This is a genomic window from Rothia endophytica, assembly GCF_928381505.1.
GTDB classification, from domain to species: domain Bacteria; phylum Actinomycetota; class Actinomycetes; order Actinomycetales; family Micrococcaceae; genus Rothia; species Rothia endophytica_A.
Genome location: NZ_CAKMSJ010000003.1, coordinates 342,578 through 364,637, shown reverse-complemented (window position 1 = coordinate 364,637; position 22,060 = coordinate 342,578). Strand labels below are relative to the sequence as shown.

The window sequence follows — 22,060 nt, the reverse complement described above, 5'->3', positions numbered from 1 at the left end:
GAACAATGGCTTTCAAACGATTCCCTAAATTCCGTGGAGCGCTCGTCCTCTCGGCAACTGCCATGCTGGCATTGAGTGGCTGTGCGCCGTCCGACGGCGGTGAGGGTACTACTGCCGGCGCTATCGACTACTGGCTCTGGGACACCGGGCAGATTCCCGGCTACCAGCAGTGCGCTGACATGTTTGAAGAACAGACCGGCAAGAAGGTTGCAATCACCCAGTATGGCTGGGATGACTACTGGCAGAAGCTCACCGCCGGTTTCATCGCTGACCAGGGCCCGGATGTGTTCACCAACCATGCATCGAAGTACGCCCAGTATGTCAATCTTGAGGTCATCAAACCCCTCAACGAAATTGAGGCAACTGCCGCCGTCAATAGCGATGACTTCCAGGAAGGGCTTGCTGAAATCTGGACAGGTGAGGACGGCAACCTCTACGGTATGCCCAAGGACTGGGACACCATCGCCGCCTTCTACAACATGGAAATGATTGAGGATGCCGGCTACACTGCCGAAGATCTGGCAGGCTGGGGGTACAACACCGCAGACGGTGGCTCCTTTGAAAAAATTATTGCTCACCTGACCATCGATGAAAACGGTGTGCGAGGTGATGAACCCGGCTTTGATAAGACCAAGGTTGCCGTCTATGGTTTGGGCGTCTCTGAATCCGGTGGCTCCACCTTTGGCCAGGGGCAGTGGTCTGGTTTTGCTGCTGCCACAGGCTGGGAAGTAACCAATCGTCCTGTCTGGGGCGACCATTACAATCTTGATGATCCGGCCTTCCAGGGTGCTATTGACTGGTACTTTGGGTTGGTTGATAAAGGCTACATGCCCGCTTTCGGCGTCTTCCCCCAGTCAGAGGGTGCAGCGCCCCAGCTGACCTCCAGCAAGGCGGCTATCACTTTCAACGGCTCCTGGATGATCACCACCTACGCCAAAGCTGACTTTGAGGTTGGGCTGGCTGAGTTCCCCGTCAACACCGACACCGGTGCTTCCAAGACCATGATGAACGGCCTTGCGGATTCCATCAACGTCAATACCGATGACCCGGAGGGCGCTGCCGAGTGGGTGGCCTTTATGGCAACTGAGCAGTGCCAGAGCGTCATTGGTGAGCAGGGCGTGGTATTCCCCGCCCGTAAGGACGCCACCCCTATTGCTACAGAGGCATACGCCAAGCTGGGCCTGGACACCACAGCCTTCAGTGACCCTGTAACCCGTAACGACGTGGTCTACTTCCCGATTACTGACTACGGTGCAGATATCGCAGCGCTTACCACCCCGGCATTTGAGGATATCTACGCTAACCGTAAGCCGGCGTCCACCCTCTCCGCGGTGAATGACTCTATCAACGTACTCTTTGAGACCTCTGCTGACTAAGGTCAGCCCCCAAGATTTAGAAAGGACGCACCATGTCAGGCGTCACCCTTGAAAACGTAACCTGCCACTACCCCGGTGCTGAGCGTGCCTCGGTGTCCAACCTTAACCTCGATATCAAAGAGGGCGAGTTCCTGGTACTTGTTGGCCCATCAGGCTGCGGCAAATCCACCACCCTGCGTATGATCGCCGGTCTTGAGGACGTCACCGACGGCTCCATCACCATCGGCGGGCGGGACGTCACCCACATCGCCCCCAAGGACCGCGATATCGCCATGGTCTTTCAGAACTATGCGCTTTACCCGCATATGACCGTGCGTGAGAACATTGCCTTCTCCCTTAAGGTCGCCAAGTACCCCAAGGACAAAATCAACCGCCGCGTTGAAGAAGCCGCTAAGCTGCTTGACCTCACCCAGTACCTGGACCGCAAGCCCAAGGCGCTTTCAGGCGGTCAGCGCCAGCGCGTGGCCATGGGCCGCGCTATCGTGCGTGAGCCCCGGGCCTTCCTCATGGACGAACCGCTCTCAAACCTGGATGCAAAACTGCGCGTGCAGACCCGTACCCAGATTTCAGAGCTAACCCGCCAGCTGGGTGCCACCACCGTTTACGTCACCCACGACCAGACAGAAGCCATGACCATGGGGGATCGCGTGGCCGTGCTCAAGGATGGTTTGCTGCAGCAGGTAGACTCACCTGCCCGTCTCTATGACTACCCTGCTAACGAATTCGTTGCCGGCTTCATTGGCTCCCCCTCCATGAACCTCTTCCGCTGCAAGGTTGATGCAGCCGGTGCCCACCTGGGTAATACCGTGATCCCCCTATCGGAGGCACAGCGTTCCCGCCTGACCGGTGACACCGTGAGTATCGGTGTGCGCCCTGAGGATCTCTCTATCGGTGCTGAAGGCGAAGGTATTGTGGTCCACGTAGATCTGGTGGAGGAGCTGGGTGCAGACGCCTTCGTTTACGCCTCTCTCGGTCTCTCATCAGAGGTCAAGCTCAACACCACCAGCGAAGAGAGGCCTGCTCAAGTTATCCTGCGTGTGGGTGGCCGTAGTTCCATCAAGCAGTACGACCAGCTCTGGATTTCCCCCTCGGGCCGTCTGCACTTCTTCGATGCGGGAACCGGCGTAAACCTGGATGAGGCAGCAACCAGCGACGAGCAGAATACTCCCTGGAGCTAGTCGACTACCTATGGACGCCGCTCCGCTAGCTCACCCGCCCCGCCCGGCTGGTAGGCTGCGCGGGGCGGCGTCCTTATCTTTGCCCTAGTCAATGAAAGAGAGCATCCCCGTGCACAAGAAACTAGCCGCTGCCCAAATCGCCAATGCTGCCCTGCGTGAGAGCCGCAATGATCGCTGGTACCCTGGCTTTCACCTTGCTGCCCCTGCCGGGTGGATTAATGACCCTAACGGTCTGAGCTTCTTTAGGGGGCGTTACCATGCTTTCTTCCAACATCACCCCTACTCCACAGCGTGGGGGCCGATGCACTGGGGGCATGTCTCATCAGAGAATCTAGTGACCTGGAAGCGCCACCCACTTGCCCTTGCCCCCTCCCTGGCGGAGGATTCAGGCGGGGTGTATTCGGGCTCAGCAGTGACGGGCGCTGACGGGAAGCTTTACGTTTACTACACAGGTAACCGCTGGAAGAACCCTGAAAACCGCGATGAAGGCAATGTACAGGTGCAGTGTCTTGCTACATCGGATGACGGTTCTGTTTTTGATAAAAAGGGTACCATTATTGCCGAAAACGGGCTTGAAAACTTTCGCGACCCCAAGGTCTTTTCCTATGAAAATACCTGGTATATGGTTCTTGGCGCTACAGGCGAGAACGGTCGCGGGCAGGTGCATCTCTATACATCGCCCGATATGTTGACCTGGGAGTTTGACCGGGTTCTTTATGAGGACCCGCGTGATGATGTCTTTATGCTCGAATGCCCGGATTTGTTTGAACTGAACGGCCACTGGGTGCTTGCCTTCTGCCCCGAGCGCCCTGCCCCTGTCGGCTACCGAAACCGAAACACCCATAACGCCGGCTACGTGGTTGGCCAGTGGGCACCGGGCGAAGCCTTTGAAGCGTTCACCGATTACCGCCAGATTGATTGGGGCCATAATTTTTATGCCCCTCAAACTTTTGAAACCAAGGACCGTCGCCCCGCCATCTTTGGGTGGATGGGCTCTTTTGGTATTCCTACCGCTAGCCATACCGAAGGGGACGGGTGGAGCGGGCAGCTAACTGTGCCCCGGGAGCTCAGACTTACTGAGGATCTGAAGCTGACCAACTACCCCCTGGCTGAGCTGGAGCAGCTGCGGCAGGAAACCCACGATTTTGGCAGCTTTACCCTGGGAGCAAATGAGGATTTGGTTTTGCTGCAAGACAGCGATACCTACGATATTGAACTTGAAGTGGACCTGTCGGCAACAGGCTCCGAGCGGGTATGCCTGGAACTTATGAAGACCGCTGCCGGGAACCGAGTGCTGGTGGGCTATGACAGCTTTGTCTCCTGCATCTTTGTTGATCGCAGACTCGCCGGTTACGGTGATCGGGGCTACCGCGCCGCGCCCTATCCCGGTGGGCAGAAGCTGAGCCTGCGCGTGCTGGTCGATAGAGGTTCGGTTGAGGTCTTTATTAACGGCGGGTTGGAATCGGTAAGTTCTCTCACCTTCCCTGCTGCAGGTGCACGCTCCCTAGTGCTCACCAGCGAATCTGGTTCAATTGCTGTTGAAGCCCTCAAGGTTCACACCTTGGACGGTATCTGGGAAGACCCGACGGAGAGGTAGTTATGACCACCGATTTTAGCCCCGTCCACGGCGCCCTGGTAACCCTGACCGGAGGTGGCTACACCGCTCAGATTTCTGAGGTTGGGGCAAACCTTAACCGCCTGCTTGCCCCCTGCGGCCGTGATCTCGTCCTGTCGGTAGGGCCAGGGCTGAGGGAGGGGTACCGAGGATCAATTTTAGCCCCCTGGCCTAACCGTATAGCTGATGGCGTATATAACTTTGAGGGTGAACAGCACCTGCCCCTGACCGAGCCCAAGCTGGGAAATGCCAGCCACGGGCTAGTGGCCTGGGTGCCCTGGCATCTGGGTGAACCAGTAGAGGTGGATGGCGGCCAGCAGCTTACCTGCAGTTTGTACCTTTACCCGCAACCCGGCTACCCCTTTAGCCTCTCCCTGGAACTGATCTACACCCTTACCCGGGAGGGGCTCCATGTTGTGCTTACCGCGCAGAATAGGGGTAAAACTCTGGCCCCCTATGCTGCGGGTTTCCATCACTATTTGCTTGCTGAAGGACAGGCTGAGACAGAGGGTGTGATTGATAGGTGGAGTCTTGAACTGCCCGCTACCCGCTACCTGGAAACTGACCACCAAATGATTCCTGTAGCGGAGCACCCGGTTGCTGGCAGCGCCCTTGATTTCTGTGTGGAGCGCCCGCTTGCCGGCGTGAGTCTTGACCATGGTTTTGGTGGTCTTAGGGGTGCAACCGTGACTCTCCGCGGCTCCGACGGCGGAACTCTGCTGACGCTGGGGGAAGGGGCTAAATGGGTGCAGGTTTACACTGACGGACCATCCCGACGAGGTGTTGCTGTTGAGCCAATGAGCGCCCCCGCAAACGCCTTTGCCACAGGCAGAGATCTAGAGCGGTTGGTGCCCGGGCAACAGCATAGGCTAACTTGGTCGCTGAGGGCATTATAAAACCGCTGAGATCCCGAGGCGTCATAGACTTATATCTATGTCTTCACGAGGTTATACGCACTGGGCCCATACATGGTTTAGAGAAGCAGGGGCTCCCTTACTGGTGCCTCGAGTAATACGGGCAAAGGTAGCCTTTGCTCGCTCCGCCCCCCTCTTCGCCTGGCTTGCAGCGGTAGCCGTGATGTATACCCTGGTTTGGTCTCTCTTGCTGCGTGTTGAGGCAGGTAGCTTTAGTCTGCAGGACGTGACTCATGTGGATATTCCGGATGACATTTTCTTCTTTTACAGCCTCATAACAGCTTTCTTACTACCCCTGTTGCTGTTACCTTTACCCTGGGTTCTTTCTAGAAGGCTAAGCACAGCACCATTCTGGATTAGCAACCTGCTTGCAGCCCTTCTGCTGCCCCTCACTTCCTTTGCTCTGTCACCCACTGCCGGTACTCTTTTAGGGGTGCCCGGTGGTATCTTACTCTCCAACTTCTGGCTGGCACTTTTGGTGTGTCTGGGGCTGATTGCTCTGGTCTTTCTAGGGGCTGATACCCTGCTCTACTGGGTCCTTAAGGCTAGCTATAGAGAGTTGGGATCCTTGGCGGCCATGGTTTCTAAGGTGCTACCGGTTCTGATGATTGCGGTTCTCTTCTTCTTTGTGAACGGTGATATCTGGAGAGTTGCTGATGCCCTAAGCTTTGAAGGCGCTTGGAAGGTAGTGATGGTGCTGGTCGTCCTTAGTCTGCTGGTTACTATTTCCACGGTCGTGGAAAAGACTAAACGTCTCATTGGTGCTCGTCATGGAGAATTGGTAGAACGGTTCAGCGTAGAGCAATACACGGACGCTGCCAGTAAGGCAGGCGTCCGCTGGGAAGAGGCACTTGCAACTGCACCTCAGCAGAAGCTGGCTGAGCCACCTGTCTTTAGCATGGGCGAATGGAACAACCTCAGTCTTCTACCAACCCTGGTGCAGGCCATTCAAGCTCTGGTCTTTGGTGTGCTGGTCTGTCTTTTCTTTATATGGTTCGGCACTATCGCCATCCCTGATACAACAGTGACTAGCTGGCTAGAACACCGTGCACCTAACGTGGCTTTTGCGGGTCTAGAGTTACCGGTCAGTGCTGTACTGGTAAAAGTCTCTATGGTGCTAGGGGCTTTTGCTGCCCTCAACTTTGTGGCTCAGACCAGCTCGGACGTTAGATACAGTGATGAGTTCCTAATGCCCATTATTAAAGAAGTGAGGCAGACAGTCATCTTAAGGAATATCTATCTAGCTGCCGAACATGACCTTGTAGGCGAGGAAGAACATAAGGGCGGCAATAGCAGCATCCAAAATACGCCAGGCGCGGGGATTAGCGAAGATAGGGCGCAGGAAGCGACTGCAACTAGCCAGCAGGCAGAACCAGAGCGTGGAACCAATTAGGGTGCCAGCATAGAAAATCCAGCGGTTCTCCCCCTGCTGGTTGGCGATACCGCCCAGTAGGACGATAGTATCCAGATAGGCGTGAGGGTTGAGGTAGGTCATGGCTGCGGCGATAAGCAGTGCCTTGCCTACAGTTGTAGGACCATCCTGGCCGGTGACTACAGTCATTGCGCTCGGCTTTAGAGCGCGTTTGGCTGCTAGGAGGCCGTAACAGATAAGGAAAACCCCTCCGCCCCAGCGAAGTACCTCTAGGACCCAGGCAGCAGACTCCACGAGTTTACCGATGCCAAAGACTCCCAGCCCAATGAGTAGGGCGTCCGAAAGAATGCAAAAGATAGCGATGGGCCAGACAAATTTTCCGATGATCCCCTGGCGCAGAATATAGGCGTTCTGAGCACCGATAGCGACAATAAGGGAAAGGCCTGTGGTCGCGCCCAGTAGGATGGGGGGAATCATTTCAGTAGTCACGAGGTACTACCGTACTCGCCTAACATCAATAAATCTATCTAATGAAACTTCAATAACATAAGATGTTCTTATGATGCGTTTTACCACCGACCAGTTGCATACTTTCGTCACCGTGATTGAATATGGCACCTTCGATGCTGCAGCCGATATTTTGGGTGTGAGTGCGTCAGCGGTATCCCAGCGTATTAAGGCGATGGAGCAGTTAGCTGGCAGGGTGCTCCTGAAGCGCACTAACCCCGTTGCCCCCACAGAATCAGGTCAGAGTGTATTGCGCATTGCCCGGCAGAGCGAGTTCTTGCACGGTGAGATGGAGCGAGAGCTGGGTGGCGGCGGCGCTGCTCAGAGTGTGGCAGTGGCGGTCAATGCCGACTCTCTGGCTACCTGGTTCCTCGCCGCAGTAGGTGAGTTAGCCGCGCAGGATAAAATTTTTTGCGACGTCCGCCGTGAGGGCGAATTCCATTCGTCAGCTTTACTGCGTTCGGGTGAGGTGATGGCAGCGTTGACTTCTCGCCCCGAATCAATACCTGGCTGCTCGGTAGAGAAGCTGGGGGAGATGCGCTACCACGTAGTAGCTTCGGGCCAGTATGTGCGCACCTACTTTCCCCACTACCCCAGGGTGACTGCTGATGAACTGGCACTAGCTCCTGTGGTTGAGTTTGACCGTAAAGACTTTGGGCTGTCTTCTGCCCGTGATCTGATAGCGCAGCGTTTTGGTATTGATTTAAGTGCCCTGGGTGTACCGCCGAGAATCTACATTCCTAGCTCCCCTGATTATGCTCGCGCAGTTTTGGCTGGAATTGCTTGGGGGATTGTGCCGGAAGCTCAGTGTTTGGATGCTCTAGAGTCTGATGATTTGGTTGAGCTGACGGAAGAGCCCATTGATGTTCCGCTCTATTGGCAGCACTGGAATATTAGTTCCCCGGTCCTGCAGCGCCTGAGTGAGAAGGTCTATGACGCGGCACAGCGCGGGGGAGGGTTGAGGTAAGGAAATTTTTTCCGCTGGAGGCTTGCAGGGAGGAAACTTTACAAGTAAAGTATTACTTGTTGAAGTAACCACCTTACGAAAGGCAGAAGAACATGGCAGAGCTAACCGCAGGCACCTGGAATTTTGATCCCGCGCACTCGGACATCGGTTTCACCGTACGCCACGCAGGAATCACCAAGGTACACGGCATCTTTGAAGAGGCCACCGCGAACCTAACCATCGCAGAGAACATCTCAGAATCAAGCGTCACAGCAACCGTGCAGACCACCTCTGTCAACACCGGTAACGCAGACCGCGATGGCCATCTCAAGAGCGGTGATTTCTTCGGTACCGAAGAAACTTCAGAGATGACCTTCACCTCCACATCCTTTGAACTGGACGGTGAAGACCTCACCCTGACAGGTGACCTCACCATCAAGGGCGTCACCCGCCCCGTCACCTTCTCTGGCGAATTCGCAGGTGCAGTGGTAGATGCCTTCGGCGTCACCCGCGCAGGTGCTTCAGTTACCGCAACCATCTCCCGTAAGGACTTCGGCATGACCTGGAATGCCGCCATCGAAGCCGGTGGCGTCCTGGTCTCAGATAAGGTCGCCATCAACCTCGATGTAGCCTTTACCGCCCCCCAGAACTAACCTCCCAGCGTTCACATAACGCTGAAGGTAGCAGCAACCGCTGCGCCACCTCAGCCCCTTCCCGCTTTCCTCAAGCGGTGAGGGGCTGAGCTGTATGCTGGGCTAGAAGTATCAAGGAAGGAGCTCTGCGTGGCAGATTTGCTAGAAAAACACCAGGTAGCGCTCTACCTGCTCGCTTTGGTGGCAGGTGCCGCGGTGTCCTTTTTACAGGACGTGCCGGTGCTGACTGAACCGTTGGTGAGCCCCGCACTTGCTGCCCTGCTTCTGGCAACCTTTCTCAGTATTCCGCTGAAGCAGGCTGCTACTGAAAAGCCTCCGCGCGGTTTTTTATCCGGTCTGCTGGTACTTAACTTTCTACTGGTTCCTGCGATTATTGCCCTTCTCCTGATTGCAACCCCGGCACCCGATGCCCTACTCTTTACGGCTGCCCTGGTGCTGCTGGCACCCTGCCTTGCTTGCCCTGGCAGTGGTGCTGGTGCCTCTGCTGCTCGCCTGGGTACTACAGGGCTTCCGGACGACGGCGCACCGAGCACAAGAGTACGCAGAGGCAGGCATGGTGCCACTCATGCTGGCGGTCCTGTTTCTAACAACAGCAGCCCATACCCACAGCCTTGCCGGTGAGTGGGCCTCCCTTGCCCTGCTGGTCCCCGTTTACGCGGTCTTTGCCCTGCTCACCGGCGTCCTCGCCTGGTGGGGCTCACGCTACCTGCTGCGTCCTGCCGCGCACCCAGACCGTCTCGCTCTCACCTTCTCCACCGTTACCCGTAATGCCCTGGTAGTACTCCCCATCGTGCTGGGGCTCAGTGCCCTAGCCCAGAGTGCCGGCACACCGGGCGCTACCCTCATGCCCATCGCCGTAGTCACTCAAACCCTGGTCGAACTACTGGTCATGACCGGCATGGTTGCACTCTTTCGGGCAAGGAAAAACCGGGCACCCGCCCCGAAATAAGGGAGGTGCCCGGCTTGCAGCTTCTAGCTGGCAAAGGACTGCCACACAAAGTAGATAGCAATCGCTGCTACGACTCCTAGCAGGGCCCAGCGTCGCAACTTAGTCTCAAATTTAGCCGCCTTGATGTCCTTACGGTCAGCAAACTTCTCGGTAGGATCCACAGGCGCCAAATTAGCCGGATTAGTGGTCTCTGGTTTCTGCTCAGACACAGTAAAAACCTTAGCGCCAGCGGGTAGTCATAATCAGGCCCACCATAATCAGCCCAACACCGATACCAATGTTCCAGTTACCCAAAGCGGCTACCGGCAAAGTGCTCTGAGTAATGTAAAAAGTAACAATCCACAGCACACCAAGAATCATAAGAGTAAACATGATGACCCGGTACCAAAGAGGCGTGGGGGAGGGGAACTCATCGTCACTGTACATCGACTCAGCAACTCGGCGGAGCTCAGCCTCACTTAAGTCCTCATCGCGAATCGACTTTGAATCAGCCACTATTCCTCCAGCTGGGGCACATCACCCCGAATATTTATGTAAATGTATAGACTCGATTTTAACGTCTAGAGCTGAGAAAGTTCTACCATTGGACAGTAACCCGCCTAACGTCACTGAAAGTTCCCTCTATGGCCGCCAACCGCCCAACCTCCTCCAGGGTATCTCGAACCCCCCTTCAGTGGGCTGTGCAAATTTTTGGTGAACTACTCATTACCCTGGGTTGCATCCTCATCCTCTTCGTCGCCTGGCAACTCTGGTGGACCAACATCGCCGCTAACAGTGCTCAAAAAGATGCAGTGCAGTCTCTAGTGCAAGAATTTGATGCGGAACAAGGAGCAAAAAATGCCCCCTCCTCTGAGAACTCGGCACCGGAACACGCTGAAACGTACGACCCGCTCACACCTCCTGTCACCCAGGCGCCGTCGTATGGAGAAGTTTACGGGGTGGTCTACATACCCCGTCTAGGTGAAGATTACGCCCGCCCTCTCGCTGAAGGAGTGGGCACCGACGTGCTCGACACCCTCGGTCTCGGCAGATACCCTGGCACCCAGCTACCCGGCGAATACGGCAACCTAGCGCTCGCAGGCCACCGCCAAACCAACGGAGCAGTGCTAGACCGTATCGATGAACTACAGCCCGGCGATGCTATCTATGTGAGGACAGCCCAGGGGTACTACACCTACAAGGTCTATGAATCTACCATCGTGCTACCGCACCAGGTGGAGGTCATTTCCCCTAACCCCGATAATCCTGACACCCCGGCGTCCGAAGCTACCCGACGACTCCTCACCCTCACCAGCTGCCACCCCCGCTACGGAGATACTGAGAGGTATATCGTGCACGCAGAATTTGCGGGTTGGCAACCCAACCAAGCAGGTGCACCCGAAGAAATCGCCAATACCACCCTCTAGAAATTCACTCGGCAAAGAACATGCCACAACAGCTATACAATCTTGGAGTTTCCTTATGTACGGATGGATCTTCCGCCACCTGCCCGGCCCACTGTGGCTTCGCATCATCGTAGCTATCACGCTTCTGCTGGTGGTCATCTATGCCCTGATGGAATACGCCTTCCCCCATTTCGAGCAGTACAGCCCCTTCAATACAGATGTCACCATCGACCAGGGGCACTAGATTCAGCACCTGACGCTTTGTAGCATGCGATAAAATCGGGTCAGAACGAAAGGGCCACACCCATGACCAAAATTCTTGTCATCGATAACTACGACAGCTTCGTTTTCACCCTGGTGGGCTACCTACAGCAACTAGGCGCTGAAACCACGGTCATCCGTAACGATGAACTTAACCTCGAAGAGACTATCGCACTCGCAAAGACCCATGACGGTGTGCTCGTTTCCCCCGGACCAGGCAACCCCGCTGAAGCCGGCGTTATCATCGACGTCATCCGGTGGGCTGAAAGCTTCCAAAAACCCCTGCTGGGTGTCTGCCTGGGCCACCAGGCTATTGCAGAGGCTTTTGGCGGAGTAGTAGCCCACGCTCCTGAGCTAATGCACGGCAAAACCTCGTCAGTAACGCACGAGGGTGAATCTGTCTTCAAAGATTTGCACAGCCCTTTTACTGCTACCCGCTACCATTCCCTAGCGGTTGAACCCGCTACCCTTCCTGCAGAACTTGCGGTCACCGCACAGACAGACAACGGAATCATTATGGGGCTGCGCCATAAAACTGCTCCCCTGCACGGTGTGCAATTCCACCCCGAATCTGTGCTTACCGAAGGCGGCTACCTGATGCTGGGTAACTGGCTAGAAGAGGTGGGATTAGAAGGAGCCGCAGACCGTGGAGCTCAGCTCTCGCCGCTCATTACCTCCTAACAGCTGCTCTAGTCTCTGCGTCTGAACGTACGCTTTACCAAAAAATAAGGCCCGCCCTCGTATACGAGGGCGGGCCTTTATGCGCTTACCGGCTATCGGTCTTCTGCTCGATCACCAGTGTTGGAAGGCTCAGGGGAGGGGCGGTCAGCGTCCTCTCGAGGCTCCGCAGGCTGGCTGCTGGGTGCCTGGGTGGGCTGAGCGCTGGCTGAGGGCCTGGGCGGAGCCGGAGGTGCAACCGTGGGCGCAGGTGCCACCGCCACGCGGATGGTCACCGTGGATCCCTGCTCGATGAGAGTTCCTGCGGCCGCACTCTGGGAGATGACCGTTCCCGCAGGTTGAGAAGCAGTAGTGACATTCTCAATATTGGTGCTGAGCAAGGTGTCTGGGCCGGTGAGGGCGGCAATTGCCTGATCACGGGTGAGGCCGACGAGGCCGGGAACTACAACCTTGCCGTTCGACAGCACTATATCCACGGTGGACCCGGCGGGAGCCATCTCACCAGATGCTGGGGTAACCCCCACAACCATGCCATTAGGCACAGTGGCGCTATTGACCGTGGTGGTGCGTCCACCCACAAAACCGGCCTCAGCAAGAGCCTCACGGACATACTGCTCGCTCTGCCCCTCAAGGTCACTGGGCACAGCAATCATAGAAGGACCGGAGGAAACGGTTAACGTGATTTGGGTACCTTCCTCAGCCTCTAGACCGGTCGCGGGTGAAGTCTTGATGACCTTACCCTTTTCAATCTCGTCCGAATGTTCCTCTTCAAATTTCAAAGTAAAATTCAGGTTGCGCAGGGTAGTCTCTGCCTCAGCCTGAGTCATTCCCTGCACCGCAGGAACCATATGTTTCTCAACTTCGTTGAGCTTGGCGTTGTAGTAAAGCACTGAGCCGATACCGAAAGCTGCGAGCAAAAGAATCAGCAGGGTAGTCAGAGCCTTACCCCAGGCACTGCGACGACGCTTCTTGCGGGCGGTCTCTGGGTCCTGCCCATAGCCGTACCCATAGAGCTCCTCATCGGTGTACTCTGCCTGTGCTGAGTCAAAGAAACTACCAAGACCGGCGTCCTCAGTTTCACGGTTACGCCCGGTAGCTACCGCCCCGGCTGCAACAGCACCGGCACCTGAGCCAGCAGCTGCAAATGCCGTGGTTGCTTCGGTGGGATCATCATCAACCCCAGCTGTTGATATTCCTGAAGCGGCATCCTTGAGGTTGTCCCTGAACTGCGCCGCACTCTGATAACGGTCGGAAGTGTTTTTGCTCAGACCCTTCAAAATCACGCGATCCAGAGCGGGTGTTATGTCATCCGCAAAGGCACTCGGAGGCTGTGGCACTTCGCTCAGGTGCTTACCCGCCAGTTCTACATTGGTGGGTGCATCAAATGGGGAACGCCCAGCTAGCATCTCGTAGATAACGCAAGCAGCAGAGTACACGTCGCTACGGGCATCTACAGCCTCACCGCGTGCCTGCTCGGGGGAGATGTAACGAGCTGTTCCCATCACAGTATTAGCCTTGGTCAGCGTCTCACCTGCCTCCTCGGCAGCTCTCGCGATACCAAAGTCCATGACCTTAACCTGCCCCGGATCGCCGAGGGAAATATCCTCAGGCGTCTGGGGGAGCACCATAACGTTGGCAGGCTTAATGTCGCGGTGGATGATGCCTGCGCCGTGGCTGTATTCCAAAGCCTCTAGAATCTGGACGCCATAGCTGATTGCATCAGCCTGGCTGATGGCTCCTTGCGCCAAAAGCTCTCGCAGGGTTGTTCCTTGCACCAGTTCCATGACCATGAAAGGTACCGAAACAGTAGAGCTGCCGGCAGTAGTCTCAAATGCTCCGGTATCGTACACACCCACAATGGAGTGGTGATTCAGAGCTGCTACAGCCTCAGCTTCCCGCTGGAAACGAGCGCGAAAAATCGCATCCTGGGCGTGCTCAGCACGCAGAACCTTCAAAGCAACCTTGCGGCCCAACCGGGTATCAACCGCCTCATAGACAGTTGCCATCGCGCCCGAGCCAATAACAGAGCCAACTTCATAGCGCTCATCGATTGTTGTGGGAACCTGCTGGTCCATGTATTCACCCATCTTCGGTGGACTTAGTTACCGGTCTCTGCGCTGCTCGGTGTAGAGCTAGGCGTTGATCCGTTATCTGATGTAGAGCCGTTGTTTGCTGCCGGCTGTGATGACGCACTGGACTCAGGGGCCGGTTGCCGAGCGACATAAATATTGACGCTACTGCCCACCTCAACTCTAGACCCGGAAGTGGGGGAGGTGCGCAGGACGGTACCCTCAGTAGCACTCGTTGTTTCCTCAAAATGAAGCTGAACATTCACCCCCAGGGCAGTGATAGCCTCGGCTGCCTCATCAGACGTCATACCTTCCAGATTACTCGGTAGTGTCACAGACTGTGGCCCCGCAGAGTACTGGATGGTGATGGTTTCCCCCACTTGCACACTGCCGGTCGGTGAAACTGAGAGAACGATATCAACAGGTTTGTCGGAGGTGACACCGGTGGTACGGGTAGAGAACCCCATGGTAGTGAGTTCACTAACCACGGCATCGAGCGGGCGCCCCTCAAAGTAGGCGTTGTCGATATCAACCCGCTGCCTCTCGGTCTCCGTGCTTTCAGCTGTAGGCGTCGGTGGGGCGCTGACCGTTGAAATGGTCCCTGATGCGGTGGGAGGAGTTTCTGTGTTCCTGGTGGAATTTGATGTGTTGAAAAGGACGAACCAGACAATTCCAGCCACCAGCAATAAAGCGAGTACCAAAGATACCCAGCCCCAGGGGCTCTTCTTCTTTGGGGCTTCAGTTCTATAACTCTGAACGGGCTGGGAGGCGGGGACACGCGCGGTTGTAGGCTCAGGTTCGAACTGTGCGCCCGTACCAAACCGTGCAGCGGTAGGGGAAACCGCTGTAGGAGCAGTAAGGACGGCAGTGGCGTCACCATCTGTGCCCTGGGGGAGGAACTTACCCAAAGAAGGGACAGCTTTGAGTGCCGCAGGCATATCGCGACGGCGAATCGCATCGATAGCTGAAGCCAGAGCAGTTGCCGTTTCCGGGCGCTCGGCAGGATCCTTTGACAGCAGGCACATAATGAGAGCGGCTGCTGGTGCAGGGACGTCCTTAGGCAGGGCGGGAGGTGGATCATTGACCTGCGCCAGCGCGATAGCGATCTGTGATTCACCCGTGAAAGGTCGCTTGCCTGCTAAGCACTCGTAGCCGATAATACCCAGAGAGTACATATCAGAAGAGGCTGTTGCCTGCTGCCCTGTTGCTTGCTCCGGTGCAAGATACTGGGCAGTACCCATAACCTGACCGGTAGCGGTGAGGGGTACCTGGTCTGCCAGACGCGCGATACCGAAGTCGGTGACCTTAACGCGCTCGTCCGGAGTGACAATCAGGTTGCCAGGTTTGACGTCGCGGTGCACCAACCCCTGGGCGTGGGCTGCAGCAAGTGCTCGTGCACTCTGGGCCATAATGTTGAGAATGCGGTCGGCGGGGAGCTTCCTGTCCCGTTCAATGATGGTAGAGAGAGGGTCGCCAGGCACCAGCTCCATGACTAGATAGGCTGAACCGTCTTCTTCACCGTAGTCAAAGACATTAGCCACCCCGGGGTGGTTAAGAAGGGCCGTATGGCGTGCCTCAGCGCGGAACCGCTCAAGGAAGCCGGGGTCACCCGTATATTCTTCTTTCAGAATCTTTACGGCGACGATGCGGCCTAGCACCTTATCGCGGGCCTTCCACACCTCACCCATACCGCCAATCGCGATACGTTCGGTCAGAGTGTAGCGACCACCCAGAGTCACATCAGCTGAAGGCCTCACTAGTTCAACACCGCCTCAAAAATTTGCTGGGCCGCACTCGTTGAAAGCTGCGATCCAGTTGTAGTATCTACATCTTCATAGACTACCGCGATTGCCACCTGAGGGTCATTCGCGGGAGCAAAACCTGTAAACCAAGAGTTAACTGTGTCGGCACCTGTCTCAGCTGTTCCAGTCTTACCACCAACAGAGACCCCGTTGACACCGGCCCCCGCAGCAATTCCTTGATCCACCGAATTAACCATCCAATCTCTCACCTGATGAGCTACCGCAGGGGAAGTGGAGCGGCGCAACTGCTCCGCCGAGAAATTGTAGAGAGAACTCAGATTATGCGACTTAACCGAACGAATCAGGTTGGGTTTCATTTGCACCCCTTCATTGGCAATAGCTGCACTGGTCATTGCCACCTGCAGGGGGGTTGTTTTTACATCGTACTGACCGATAGCGGCGAGTGCTAACTGGCTATCTTCCATGTTAGTAGGGAAGACAGACTGCGAGACGTTAAGAGGAATCGAAAGATCCTGCCCATACCCAAAATTCTGAGCGGTCTGTGCAATCTTCTCTTGCCCCACCTTCATCGCAATTTGTGCGAAGGGGGTGTTGCAGGACTGCGCGAAAGCCCACTCGATCGTCGCCTCGCTACGAGCTGTGCAATTACCACCCAGGTAGTTAGGCAAAGTGACGTTAGTGTTGGGCAGGCTGAGATTCTGGGGGTTGGGGATGACCGAATCAGCCGTGTACTCACCGGACTCTAGGGCAGCTACCGCATCAATGATTTTAAAGGTGGACGCCGGCGCATAGGTATCCCCCGCAATAGCACGGTTGTAGAGGGGGCGGGCGGGGTCTTCGTTGAGCGCTGCGTACTGCGCAATAACCGGCTCTGCGCTGTGGGAGGCCAGAACATTGGGGTCATAGGAAGGGCTCGACACCATAGCCAAAACCTCACCGGTCTTGGGGTTCAGAGCCACAATAGAACCCTTATGGCCCTGCAAAAGGTCATAAGAGAGCTGCTGAAGCTTCCCGTCAATAGTGAGCTCAACACTCGCGCCGGCAGCAGTATTACCCGTAAACATTTGAGCTATTCGATCATAGAACTGAGCATCAGAGTTACCCGAAAGCTGCTCATCCATGGCAGACTCCAGCCCGGTAGACCCGTAGATCGATGAGAAATACCCCGTCAACCCCGCGTAAACATCGGCCTGAGGGTAGGTGCGTTGGAAAGCGTACCCATCGTTCGACTCAACCGAGGAGGCAATTTCAACGCCATCCACCACAATTGAGCCACGCTGAGAACCATAGCTCTCATACAGAGTGCGCGAATTCCACGCGTTAGCTTGTAGGTTCTTTGAGTCAAAGAACTGAACGTAGGTGAGCGTTCCTAGCAGTAAAACAAAGATGCAGGCCGATGCGATCCAGGCTCTGCGGATTGCTGTATTCATGCTCTACCCTCCCTGTGATGTGGTGGAGTCGGTGATGCGAGAAATAACGGAGGTCGCGCCGTCCGTTTCGCTGCCACTGTAGTCGATGCTGTCAGCACTATCGAAGGTCTCTACAACGTGGGGTGCACGCGCTGTGTGAGAGATAGCGAGCAAGATGGCCACAATAATCCAGTTAGAGAGCAACGACGAGCCGCCCGCTGACATGAAGGGAGTGGTGAGGCCGGTAAGAGGAATAAGGCGGGTTACGCCACCAATGACCACAAAAAGCTGGATGACCATCAGGGCTGAGAAGCCTGCAGCAAGGAGCTTGCCGAAGGCGTCGCGGGTACCAAGAGCTGCGCGGAAACCACGTGATACCAGGAGCAAAAAAAGCATGAGAATGGCGCCCAGACCCAGGAGACCTAGTTCTTCACCCAAGGCAGTAATAATCATGTCTGAATTGGAATATGAGACCAGATCGGGGCGTCCATTGCCCCAGCCTCGCCCAAAGAGACCTCCCGAAGCTAGCCCGAAGAGGCCCTGCACAATCTGCCCGGAACCACCCAGAGGTTGGTTGTAGATTTCTGGATCAAAGGCGTGCGTCCAGGAGTTAATGCGGTAGTACACATGGGAGATGTAGTTGTAGGCTAGGAGCCCTCCCGCCACCACGAAGAGCAGCCCCAGGGCTACCCAGGTCAGGCGGCCGGTAGCTAGGTAGAGCATCGCCAGGAAGATACCGAAGAAGAGGATAGCGGAGCCCAAATCGCGCTGGAACACCAGCACCGCTAGGCTTATGAGCCAGGCGACTACCATGGGTGCCATATCCCTGAAGCGGGGCAAGCGTACCGGGCCAATCTTTTTGCCTGCAAGGAGAATAAGATCTCGATGTGTCGATAGATAGCCCGCAAAGAATATAGCCAGAGTAATTTTGGCTAGTTCACCGGGCTGGAAAGTCCTCCCACCCACAGAAATCCAAATTCTCGCGCCATTAATCTCAAGACCCAAGAAGGGCATAAGCGGCAATATCAGCAAGAGAACTGACGCTAGAAGAGAAATATAGGTGACCTTCAAGAGGATTTTATGATCCCGCAAAAAGAAGAGTACAACGGCTGAGACCACCATCGCCAAGCCCGTCCACACCAGCTGCGCGGCACCCGCATTGGCCGGGGTCGTGAGGTCAATACGGTAAATCATTGCCAGCCCCAGACCGTTAAGAGCCACAGCAAGAGGCAGGATAAAAGGGTCAGCGTAACGAGCACGGAGGTACATCACCATATGCAAGATAAAGGCACCCACCCCCTGCACTATTAGAGCCTGCAACCACATGCGGTTCTCAACTGCGCGTTCAGGGTCAATGAGGTACATAGAAATGGGGCACAGAGCTATGGCGCACAGCGTCAGAAATAGCTCGGTAAGCCGGCGAGAGCGCGGCGTATCCACACGCGAAACTGTCGATGCTTTATTCACGGCTACCTCCTTCAGTGGCGCTGGGTTGAGGTGTTGGGGGTGCGGTTGTCACGGTGCCGGGGGTAACCCGAGCAGGTAACTGTTCCCGCAAATTCTCCACCACCTGCTGCGCCTCCTCATGGCTGCTGACCGTAATGGTGCCGTGAAGTAGGGACTGAGAAAACTCCGGTAAGTCACTGACCTTCACATCGGTTTCTTCAACCACACTGTGTAGGGTAAAGGGCCCTAAATCCTGATTAACGCCGTTATAGATAGCTACCCGCTCATCCTGAACACCCACATAGTATTGGTCCTTGGTCCAGGAGAAGAAGATGGAGGCCGAAGCAGCAACAACCGCTAGAGTTAATGCCGCTACAAAAAGGCGCATAGGCCAGCGATGCGGCGCCGGGTGCTCCTCATTGAGCGCGGCCCTAAACTCTTCAGGTAGCTCGGCCGGCTCAAGCCCGGCGTCCCCCTGATGCGAAAGGGTGGCGAGGTTTTCTGCAGTACGCGCCGTCACCGCCGGAATCATGCCCGTTTGAGTAGCATTTGCGGCAGCACCCACTAGCTCATGGGGGCGCTCTGATAGCTCCCTGCGCAGGACGGATGCCGGGGTGGGCTCTGACTCCTGATTATCGGGGTGTTCAGTAATAGCCTCTTCAGGCTTATCTACACCGGCCCGAACAGTCATGGCATTAAAAACGCCATCAGAGAAGGACTCACCGCGCCATTTACCGTGCCGCAGAGCATTGCGTGCTTTTGCGTGCTGTGGCAGGCGGCGGCGCCAGGGGGTGCGGTGAGAGTCATCTGAGCCCTCGTCCTCAGAAGAGGCTTGCCCATCGGCATCCACGGCTTCGTCAGTGCTTTCGCTGGGACTGCTTTCTGTCTCTTGCTCAACCGTGGGGTGGACGCCCACTAACTGACCGTCTGTGCCATACTTGCGCACGGGAATGATGGGCTGAGGCGCGGTTACCGCTGTGGAAAGAGATTCCTCTTCAATAACCGAAAGGGCGACCACCGTGACGTTATCGGGTGCCCCGCGCTCCAGCGTCATATCAACCAGGATGTCGGTTATCTGCCCCAAGTCATCAGTGGAGCGCATCATCGTCTCAATTTCTTCTACCGAGACCACTGCATCCAGGCCGTCAGAGCTAAGAACCCACTTTTCACCCACGTGGGCGTCAAGGGTGCGCAATTCAAGCTCGGGGGAGGCGTCTACATCGCCCAGAACTCGCATAATGACGTTTTTGTGCGGGTGCTGAGCTGCATCTTCGGGCGAGATGCGCCCTTCCTGAAGGAGGCGCTGCACGAAAGTGTGGTCGGTGGTGACCTGCTCAAAGACCCCGTCCCGCAGACGGTAGGCGCGAGAGTCACCGATGTGAGCCATCTCGATGCGGTCCCCATCAACGAGAAGAGCGGTGCAGGTTGTCCCCATGCCCGCCAGGCGCGGGTTGAGATCAACCAACTCATTCATGATGATGTTGGCGTTCACGATCTCATCAGCCAGGTAGATCCCGGCGTTACCGTCAAAACCTGCGTGGTCAAGGGGCGTTAGGTCAAGCACGGTGGTCGCTGAGGCAACGTCACCGCCCACATGCCCACCCATGCCGTCCGCCACTACCGCGAGGTAGTGGCCTGCGTAGCCTGAGTCGTCGTTTTTAGAGCGCACCCTGCCTACATCGGAACGGGCGGCAAAACGGAAAGCGATGCCCATGCTTAGGCTTTCAGTTGCATGGTAGTGCGGCCTACACGGAAGTTCTGTCCTACTTCAACCGGGGTGGCACGCGTTAGACGCTGTTCCCCCACGAAGGTGCCGTTGGTAGATCCCAAATCTTCAAGAAACCAGCGTGAACCCTGCGGGAAGAGACGGGCATGGTGGCCTGAGGCGTAGTCATCCTGCAAGGACACCTCAATATCTGAGGAGCGACCCATGGTGACAGGCTGATCATCAAGGCGCATGACCGCCCCCGCCTGGGAGCCATCGATAATGGTGAGCAAGCTAGCGCGGGGCCGGGGTGCAGGAGTGACGCCCGGGTGCGCCGGGGAGTCAGGGGGCGCAACGTCTGTTGAAGCCCTGGCAGTGCGCACATTGCGGCCCACGCCCAGATCACGACGCGAAGCGGCCAGAACCATGAACACAAAAAGCCACAGTAAAATCAAGAATGCAAAACGCAGAACTGTCACGGTAATTTCTGACGCCATGAGCTACCCCCTGCGAATCATAAGACGAAAAACAATGCGGGCACGACCCATCTCAATCACCGATCCATTGGTGATTTCGGCGCGGCCTACCAGGCGCTGACCGTTGATGTAGGAGCCGTTGGTGGAACCCAGGTCGACAGCCAGGTAGGCGCCGTCCTGCTCCACAATTTCTAGGTGTCGGCGCGATACCCCGGTGTCTTCAACGGTGATATCAGCACTGGAACCCCGGCCCAGAGTAACCGGCAGGGCACGAACCGCTATGCGTTCACCGTTGACCTCAAGAACTACCTGTGGCTTGGGAGCTACAGACCCCGGGCGCTGCCTGGGGAGATCGCTCGCGGGCACCGGCTGAGTGCGTGCCTGAGGAGCAGGGCGGGTGATGCGATTCGGTAAAGAAGTTGGAGCGGACGCCGGGTATGCACCTGAGCCAGCGCTGTTGTGCCTTGCCGGGCTGCTGGGCGACGCTGCGTCGGCGGCGGGTGTAGCTACCTGCTGCTGTACGCCAGTAACGGTGAAGTCATCGGACTCCAGCTCATCACCCACGGCAAAAGTAACGCGTACTGCGCCGCGCAGGGAATAACCCTGAGTGCGCGCGTGCCGAATCGCTACGTCGCAGAGCTCCTCAGCGAGAGGGACCCCCCACTGCTGAGCGCGGGAAAAATCCTGGCTGGAGAACTCAACGGTAAAGACGTTAGGTGCAATGGTCCGGCCGGACGCAATCGCATAGGCCTTCTTATCCATTTCGGTGCGCAGGCGGTTAGCGATATCAACAGGTTCGAAAGCTCCACCTTTGCTGAAGGTGCCGCGAACAGCCTTTTCTAGGCCCTGTTCGATTCTGTCAATGAATCCCATGCTTGCCTCCTTCAACAAACGTATGTGGTGAGCTCCGCCGGGCGGGCGGTTGCGGACTGTAGACCATAATGGGGCACAGCCTAAAACACCAGTCTAGTAGATAACCGTAAAAACACCCTTGGAAACCCTGGGTGCCCGCCGGTAGAAGGGTGTGTTGAAGCGAATTCAGGCGCTCCAAAGAGGCATTTTGTGTGACCTATTGCATGCGGGCCGGGTGGTTTTTGGTTGGACACCCTTGCTGGGCCTTGTGTATAGTTATCTTCGTTGCTCATTCGGCAAGTCAAAAATGAATAATGCGCAAGTGGCGGAATTGGCAGACGCGCTGGCTTCAGGTGCCAGTGATCGCAAGATCGTGGGGGTTCAAGTCCCCCCTTGCGCACCACGATAGAAAAACCCGTTTCCTTTTGAAGGAAACGGGTTCTTTGTTGCCCCAAAACCCCTCTGACTCGCTTACTGCCCTGGGTGGGGTTGCGCCTGCAGTTTAA

General features: G+C 56.3%; 21 protein-coding genes and 1 tRNA gene. 12 read left to right on the top strand and 10 right to left on the bottom strand.

Annotated elements, in window-relative coordinates; genetic code table 11:
- The first annotated feature begins 5 nt into the window (after positions 1-5).
- The 4 genes from L6990_RS05645 to L6990_RS05630 all read left to right on the top strand — a co-directional run bounded on the left by L6990_RS05645 (position 6) and on the right by L6990_RS05630 (position 5,065).
- On the top strand, positions 6-1,376 hold the full coding sequence (locus tag L6990_RS05645) for an ABC transporter substrate-binding protein (protein ID WP_237203088.1): 1,371 nt from the start codon (positions 6-8) through the stop codon (positions 1,374-1,376).
- Positions 1,377-1,408: 32 nt separating this feature from the next.
- Complete coding sequence (locus L6990_RS05640; RefSeq protein WP_237203087.1) at positions 1,409-2,554, top strand: ABC transporter ATP-binding protein; 1,146 nt, start codon at positions 1,409-1,411, stop codon at positions 2,552-2,554.
- 109 nt (positions 2,555-2,663) lie between these two features.
- A complete protein-coding gene (locus L6990_RS05635; protein ID WP_237203086.1) occupies positions 2,664-4,151 on the top strand; it encodes a glycoside hydrolase family 32 protein in 1,488 nt (495 codons plus the stop codon).
- 2 nt (positions 4,152-4,153) lie between these two features.
- Entirely contained in the window at positions 4,154-5,065 is a 912-nt protein-coding gene (locus tag L6990_RS05630; RefSeq protein ID WP_237203085.1) for an aldose epimerase family protein, read from the top strand.
- Between the two features lie 1,258 nt (positions 5,066-6,323).
- Here L6990_RS05630 and L6990_RS05625 read toward each other — a convergent pair.
- Positions 6,324-6,944 (bottom strand): LysE/ArgO family amino acid transporter, encoded by a 621-nt coding sequence (locus tag L6990_RS05625; RefSeq protein WP_237203084.1) that lies wholly within the window; start codon positions 6,942-6,944, stop codon positions 6,324-6,326.
- A gap of 70 nt (positions 6,945-7,014) precedes the next feature.
- Between L6990_RS05625 and L6990_RS05620 the strand changes: the two genes are divergently transcribed.
- From L6990_RS05620 to L6990_RS05605, 4 genes are all read left to right on the top strand, one after another.
- Entirely contained in the window at positions 7,015-7,929 is a 915-nt protein-coding gene (locus L6990_RS05620; RefSeq protein WP_237203083.1) for a LysR family transcriptional regulator ArgP, read from the top strand.
- A 92-nt stretch (positions 7,930-8,021) separates the two neighbouring features.
- The gene (locus L6990_RS05615; protein WP_237203082.1) at positions 8,022-8,561 is read left to right on the top strand and encodes a YceI family protein; all 540 of its coding nucleotides are present in this window, start codon (positions 8,022-8,024) and stop codon (positions 8,559-8,561) included.
- A gap of 129 nt (positions 8,562-8,690) precedes the next feature.
- Complete coding sequence (locus L6990_RS05610; protein WP_237203081.1) at positions 8,691-9,182, top strand: hypothetical protein; 492 nt, start codon at positions 8,691-8,693, stop codon at positions 9,180-9,182.
- On the top strand, positions 9,127-9,510 hold the full coding sequence (locus L6990_RS05605) for a hypothetical protein (RefSeq protein ID WP_237203080.1): 384 nt from the start codon (positions 9,127-9,129) through the stop codon (positions 9,508-9,510). Before L6990_RS05610 ends, L6990_RS05605 begins: the two co-directional genes overlap by 56 nt.
- 23 nt (positions 9,511-9,533) lie before the next feature.
- Here L6990_RS05605 and L6990_RS05600 read toward each other — a convergent pair whose 3' ends face one another.
- Positions 9,534-9,719: a hypothetical protein gene (locus tag L6990_RS05600; protein ID WP_237203079.1), complete on the bottom strand. Its 186-nt coding sequence runs from the start codon at positions 9,717-9,719 to the stop codon at positions 9,534-9,536.
- Positions 9,720-9,729: 10 nt separating this feature from the next.
- On the bottom strand, positions 9,730-10,005 hold the full coding sequence (locus L6990_RS05595) for a cell division protein CrgA (protein ID WP_237203078.1): 276 nt from the start codon (positions 10,003-10,005) through the stop codon (positions 9,730-9,732).
- A gap of 128 nt (positions 10,006-10,133) precedes the next feature.
- On the opposite strand from L6990_RS05595, the gene L6990_RS05590 reads away from it, so the two are divergent.
- From L6990_RS05590 to L6990_RS05580, 3 genes are all read left to right on the top strand, one after another.
- Positions 10,134-10,916, top strand: a complete 783-nt coding sequence (locus tag L6990_RS05590) for a class E sortase (RefSeq protein WP_237203077.1) — start codon at positions 10,134-10,136, stop codon at positions 10,914-10,916.
- A gap of 55 nt (positions 10,917-10,971) precedes the next feature.
- Complete coding sequence (locus tag L6990_RS05585; protein WP_237203076.1) at positions 10,972-11,139, top strand: hypothetical protein; 168 nt, start codon at positions 10,972-10,974, stop codon at positions 11,137-11,139.
- A gap of 62 nt (positions 11,140-11,201) precedes the next feature.
- Positions 11,202-11,837 carry an aminodeoxychorismate/anthranilate synthase component II gene (locus L6990_RS05580; RefSeq protein WP_237203075.1) on the top strand — a complete coding sequence of 212 codons (636 nt, stop codon included), beginning with the start codon at positions 11,202-11,204 and terminating at the stop codon, positions 11,835-11,837.
- 92 nt (positions 11,838-11,929) lie between these two features.
- Here the strand turns inward: L6990_RS05580 and pknB are convergent, their stop codons facing one another.
- Genes pknB through L6990_RS05545 form a run of 7 tightly spaced genes read right to left on the bottom strand, consistent with a single transcriptional unit; the run spans position 11,930 to position 21,575 of the window.
- A complete protein-coding gene (pknB, locus tag L6990_RS05575) occupies positions 11,930-13,909 on the bottom strand; it encodes a Stk1 family PASTA domain-containing Ser/Thr kinase (protein ID WP_237203074.1) in 1,980 nt (659 codons plus the stop codon).
- A 23-nt stretch (positions 13,910-13,932) separates the two neighbouring features.
- A complete protein-coding gene (locus L6990_RS05570) occupies positions 13,933-15,660 on the bottom strand; it encodes a protein kinase domain-containing protein (protein ID WP_237203073.1) in 1,728 nt (575 codons plus the stop codon).
- Entirely contained in the window at positions 15,660-17,096 is a 1,437-nt protein-coding gene (locus tag L6990_RS05565; protein ID WP_237203072.1) for a peptidoglycan D,D-transpeptidase FtsI family protein, read from the bottom strand. The genes L6990_RS05570 and L6990_RS05565 overlap by 1 nt, the downstream gene beginning before the upstream one ends.
- 3 nt (positions 17,097-17,099) lie before the next feature.
- Positions 17,100-18,542: an FtsW/RodA/SpoVE family cell cycle protein gene (locus tag L6990_RS05560; RefSeq protein WP_237203071.1), complete on the bottom strand. Its 1,443-nt coding sequence runs from the start codon at positions 18,540-18,542 to the stop codon at positions 17,100-17,102.
- The gene (locus L6990_RS05555; RefSeq protein WP_237203070.1) at positions 18,535-20,235 is read right to left on the bottom strand and encodes a PP2C family protein-serine/threonine phosphatase; all 1,701 of its coding nucleotides are present in this window, start codon (positions 20,233-20,235) and stop codon (positions 18,535-18,537) included. The genes L6990_RS05560 and L6990_RS05555 overlap by 8 nt, the downstream gene beginning before the upstream one ends.
- A gap of 2 nt (positions 20,236-20,237) precedes the next feature.
- Complete coding sequence (locus tag L6990_RS05550) at positions 20,238-20,723, bottom strand: FHA domain-containing protein FhaB/FipA (RefSeq protein ID WP_237203069.1); 486 nt, start codon at positions 20,721-20,723, stop codon at positions 20,238-20,240.
- Between the two features lie 3 nt (positions 20,724-20,726).
- Positions 20,727-21,575 carry an FhaA domain-containing protein gene (locus L6990_RS05545; RefSeq protein ID WP_237203068.1) on the bottom strand — a complete coding sequence of 283 codons (849 nt, stop codon included), beginning with the start codon at positions 21,573-21,575 and terminating at the stop codon, positions 20,727-20,729.
- A gap of 295 nt (positions 21,576-21,870) precedes the next feature.
- Between L6990_RS05545 and L6990_RS05540 the strand changes: the two genes are divergently transcribed.
- Positions 21,871-21,957, top strand: a tRNA-Leu gene (locus L6990_RS05540).
- Positions 21,958-22,060: the final 103 nt, after the last annotated feature.

Coding starts and splice junctions, on each gene's coding strand:
- L6990_RS05590 (WP_237203077.1), top strand. CDS start 10,134: ATGGCCGCCAACCGCCCAACCTCCTCCAGGGTATCTCGAACCCCCCTT.
- L6990_RS05585 (WP_237203076.1), top strand. CDS start 10,972: ATGTACGGATGGATCTTCCGCCACCTGCCCGGCCCACTGTGGCTTCGC.
- pknB (WP_237203074.1), bottom strand. CDS start 13,909: ATGGACCAGCAGGTTCCCACAACAATCGATGAGCGCTATGAAGTTGGC.
- L6990_RS05545 (WP_237203068.1), bottom strand. CDS start 21,575: ATGGGATTCATTGACAGAATCGAACAGGGCCTAGAAAAGGCTGTTCGC.
- L6990_RS05605 (WP_237203080.1), top strand. CDS start 9,127: ATGCTGGCGGTCCTGTTTCTAACAACAGCAGCCCATACCCACAGCCTT.
- L6990_RS05550 (WP_237203069.1), bottom strand. CDS start 20,723: ATGGCGTCAGAAATTACCGTGACAGTTCTGCGTTTTGCATTCTTGATT.
- L6990_RS05555 (WP_237203070.1), bottom strand. CDS start 20,235: ATGGGCATCGCTTTCCGTTTTGCCGCCCGTTCCGATGTAGGCAGGGTG.
- L6990_RS05630 (WP_237203085.1), top strand. CDS start 4,154: ATGACCACCGATTTTAGCCCCGTCCACGGCGCCCTGGTAACCCTGACC.
- L6990_RS05565 (WP_237203072.1), bottom strand. CDS start 17,096: ATGAATACAGCAATCCGCAGAGCCTGGATCGCATCGGCCTGCATCTTT.
- L6990_RS05640 (WP_237203087.1), top strand. CDS start 1,409: ATGTCAGGCGTCACCCTTGAAAACGTAACCTGCCACTACCCCGGTGCT.
- L6990_RS05615 (WP_237203082.1), top strand. CDS start 8,022: ATGGCAGAGCTAACCGCAGGCACCTGGAATTTTGATCCCGCGCACTCG.
- L6990_RS05645 (WP_237203088.1), top strand. CDS start 6: ATGGCTTTCAAACGATTCCCTAAATTCCGTGGAGCGCTCGTCCTCTCG.
- L6990_RS05580 (WP_237203075.1), top strand. CDS start 11,202: ATGACCAAAATTCTTGTCATCGATAACTACGACAGCTTCGTTTTCACC.
- L6990_RS05620 (WP_237203083.1), top strand. CDS start 7,015: ATGATGCGTTTTACCACCGACCAGTTGCATACTTTCGTCACCGTGATT.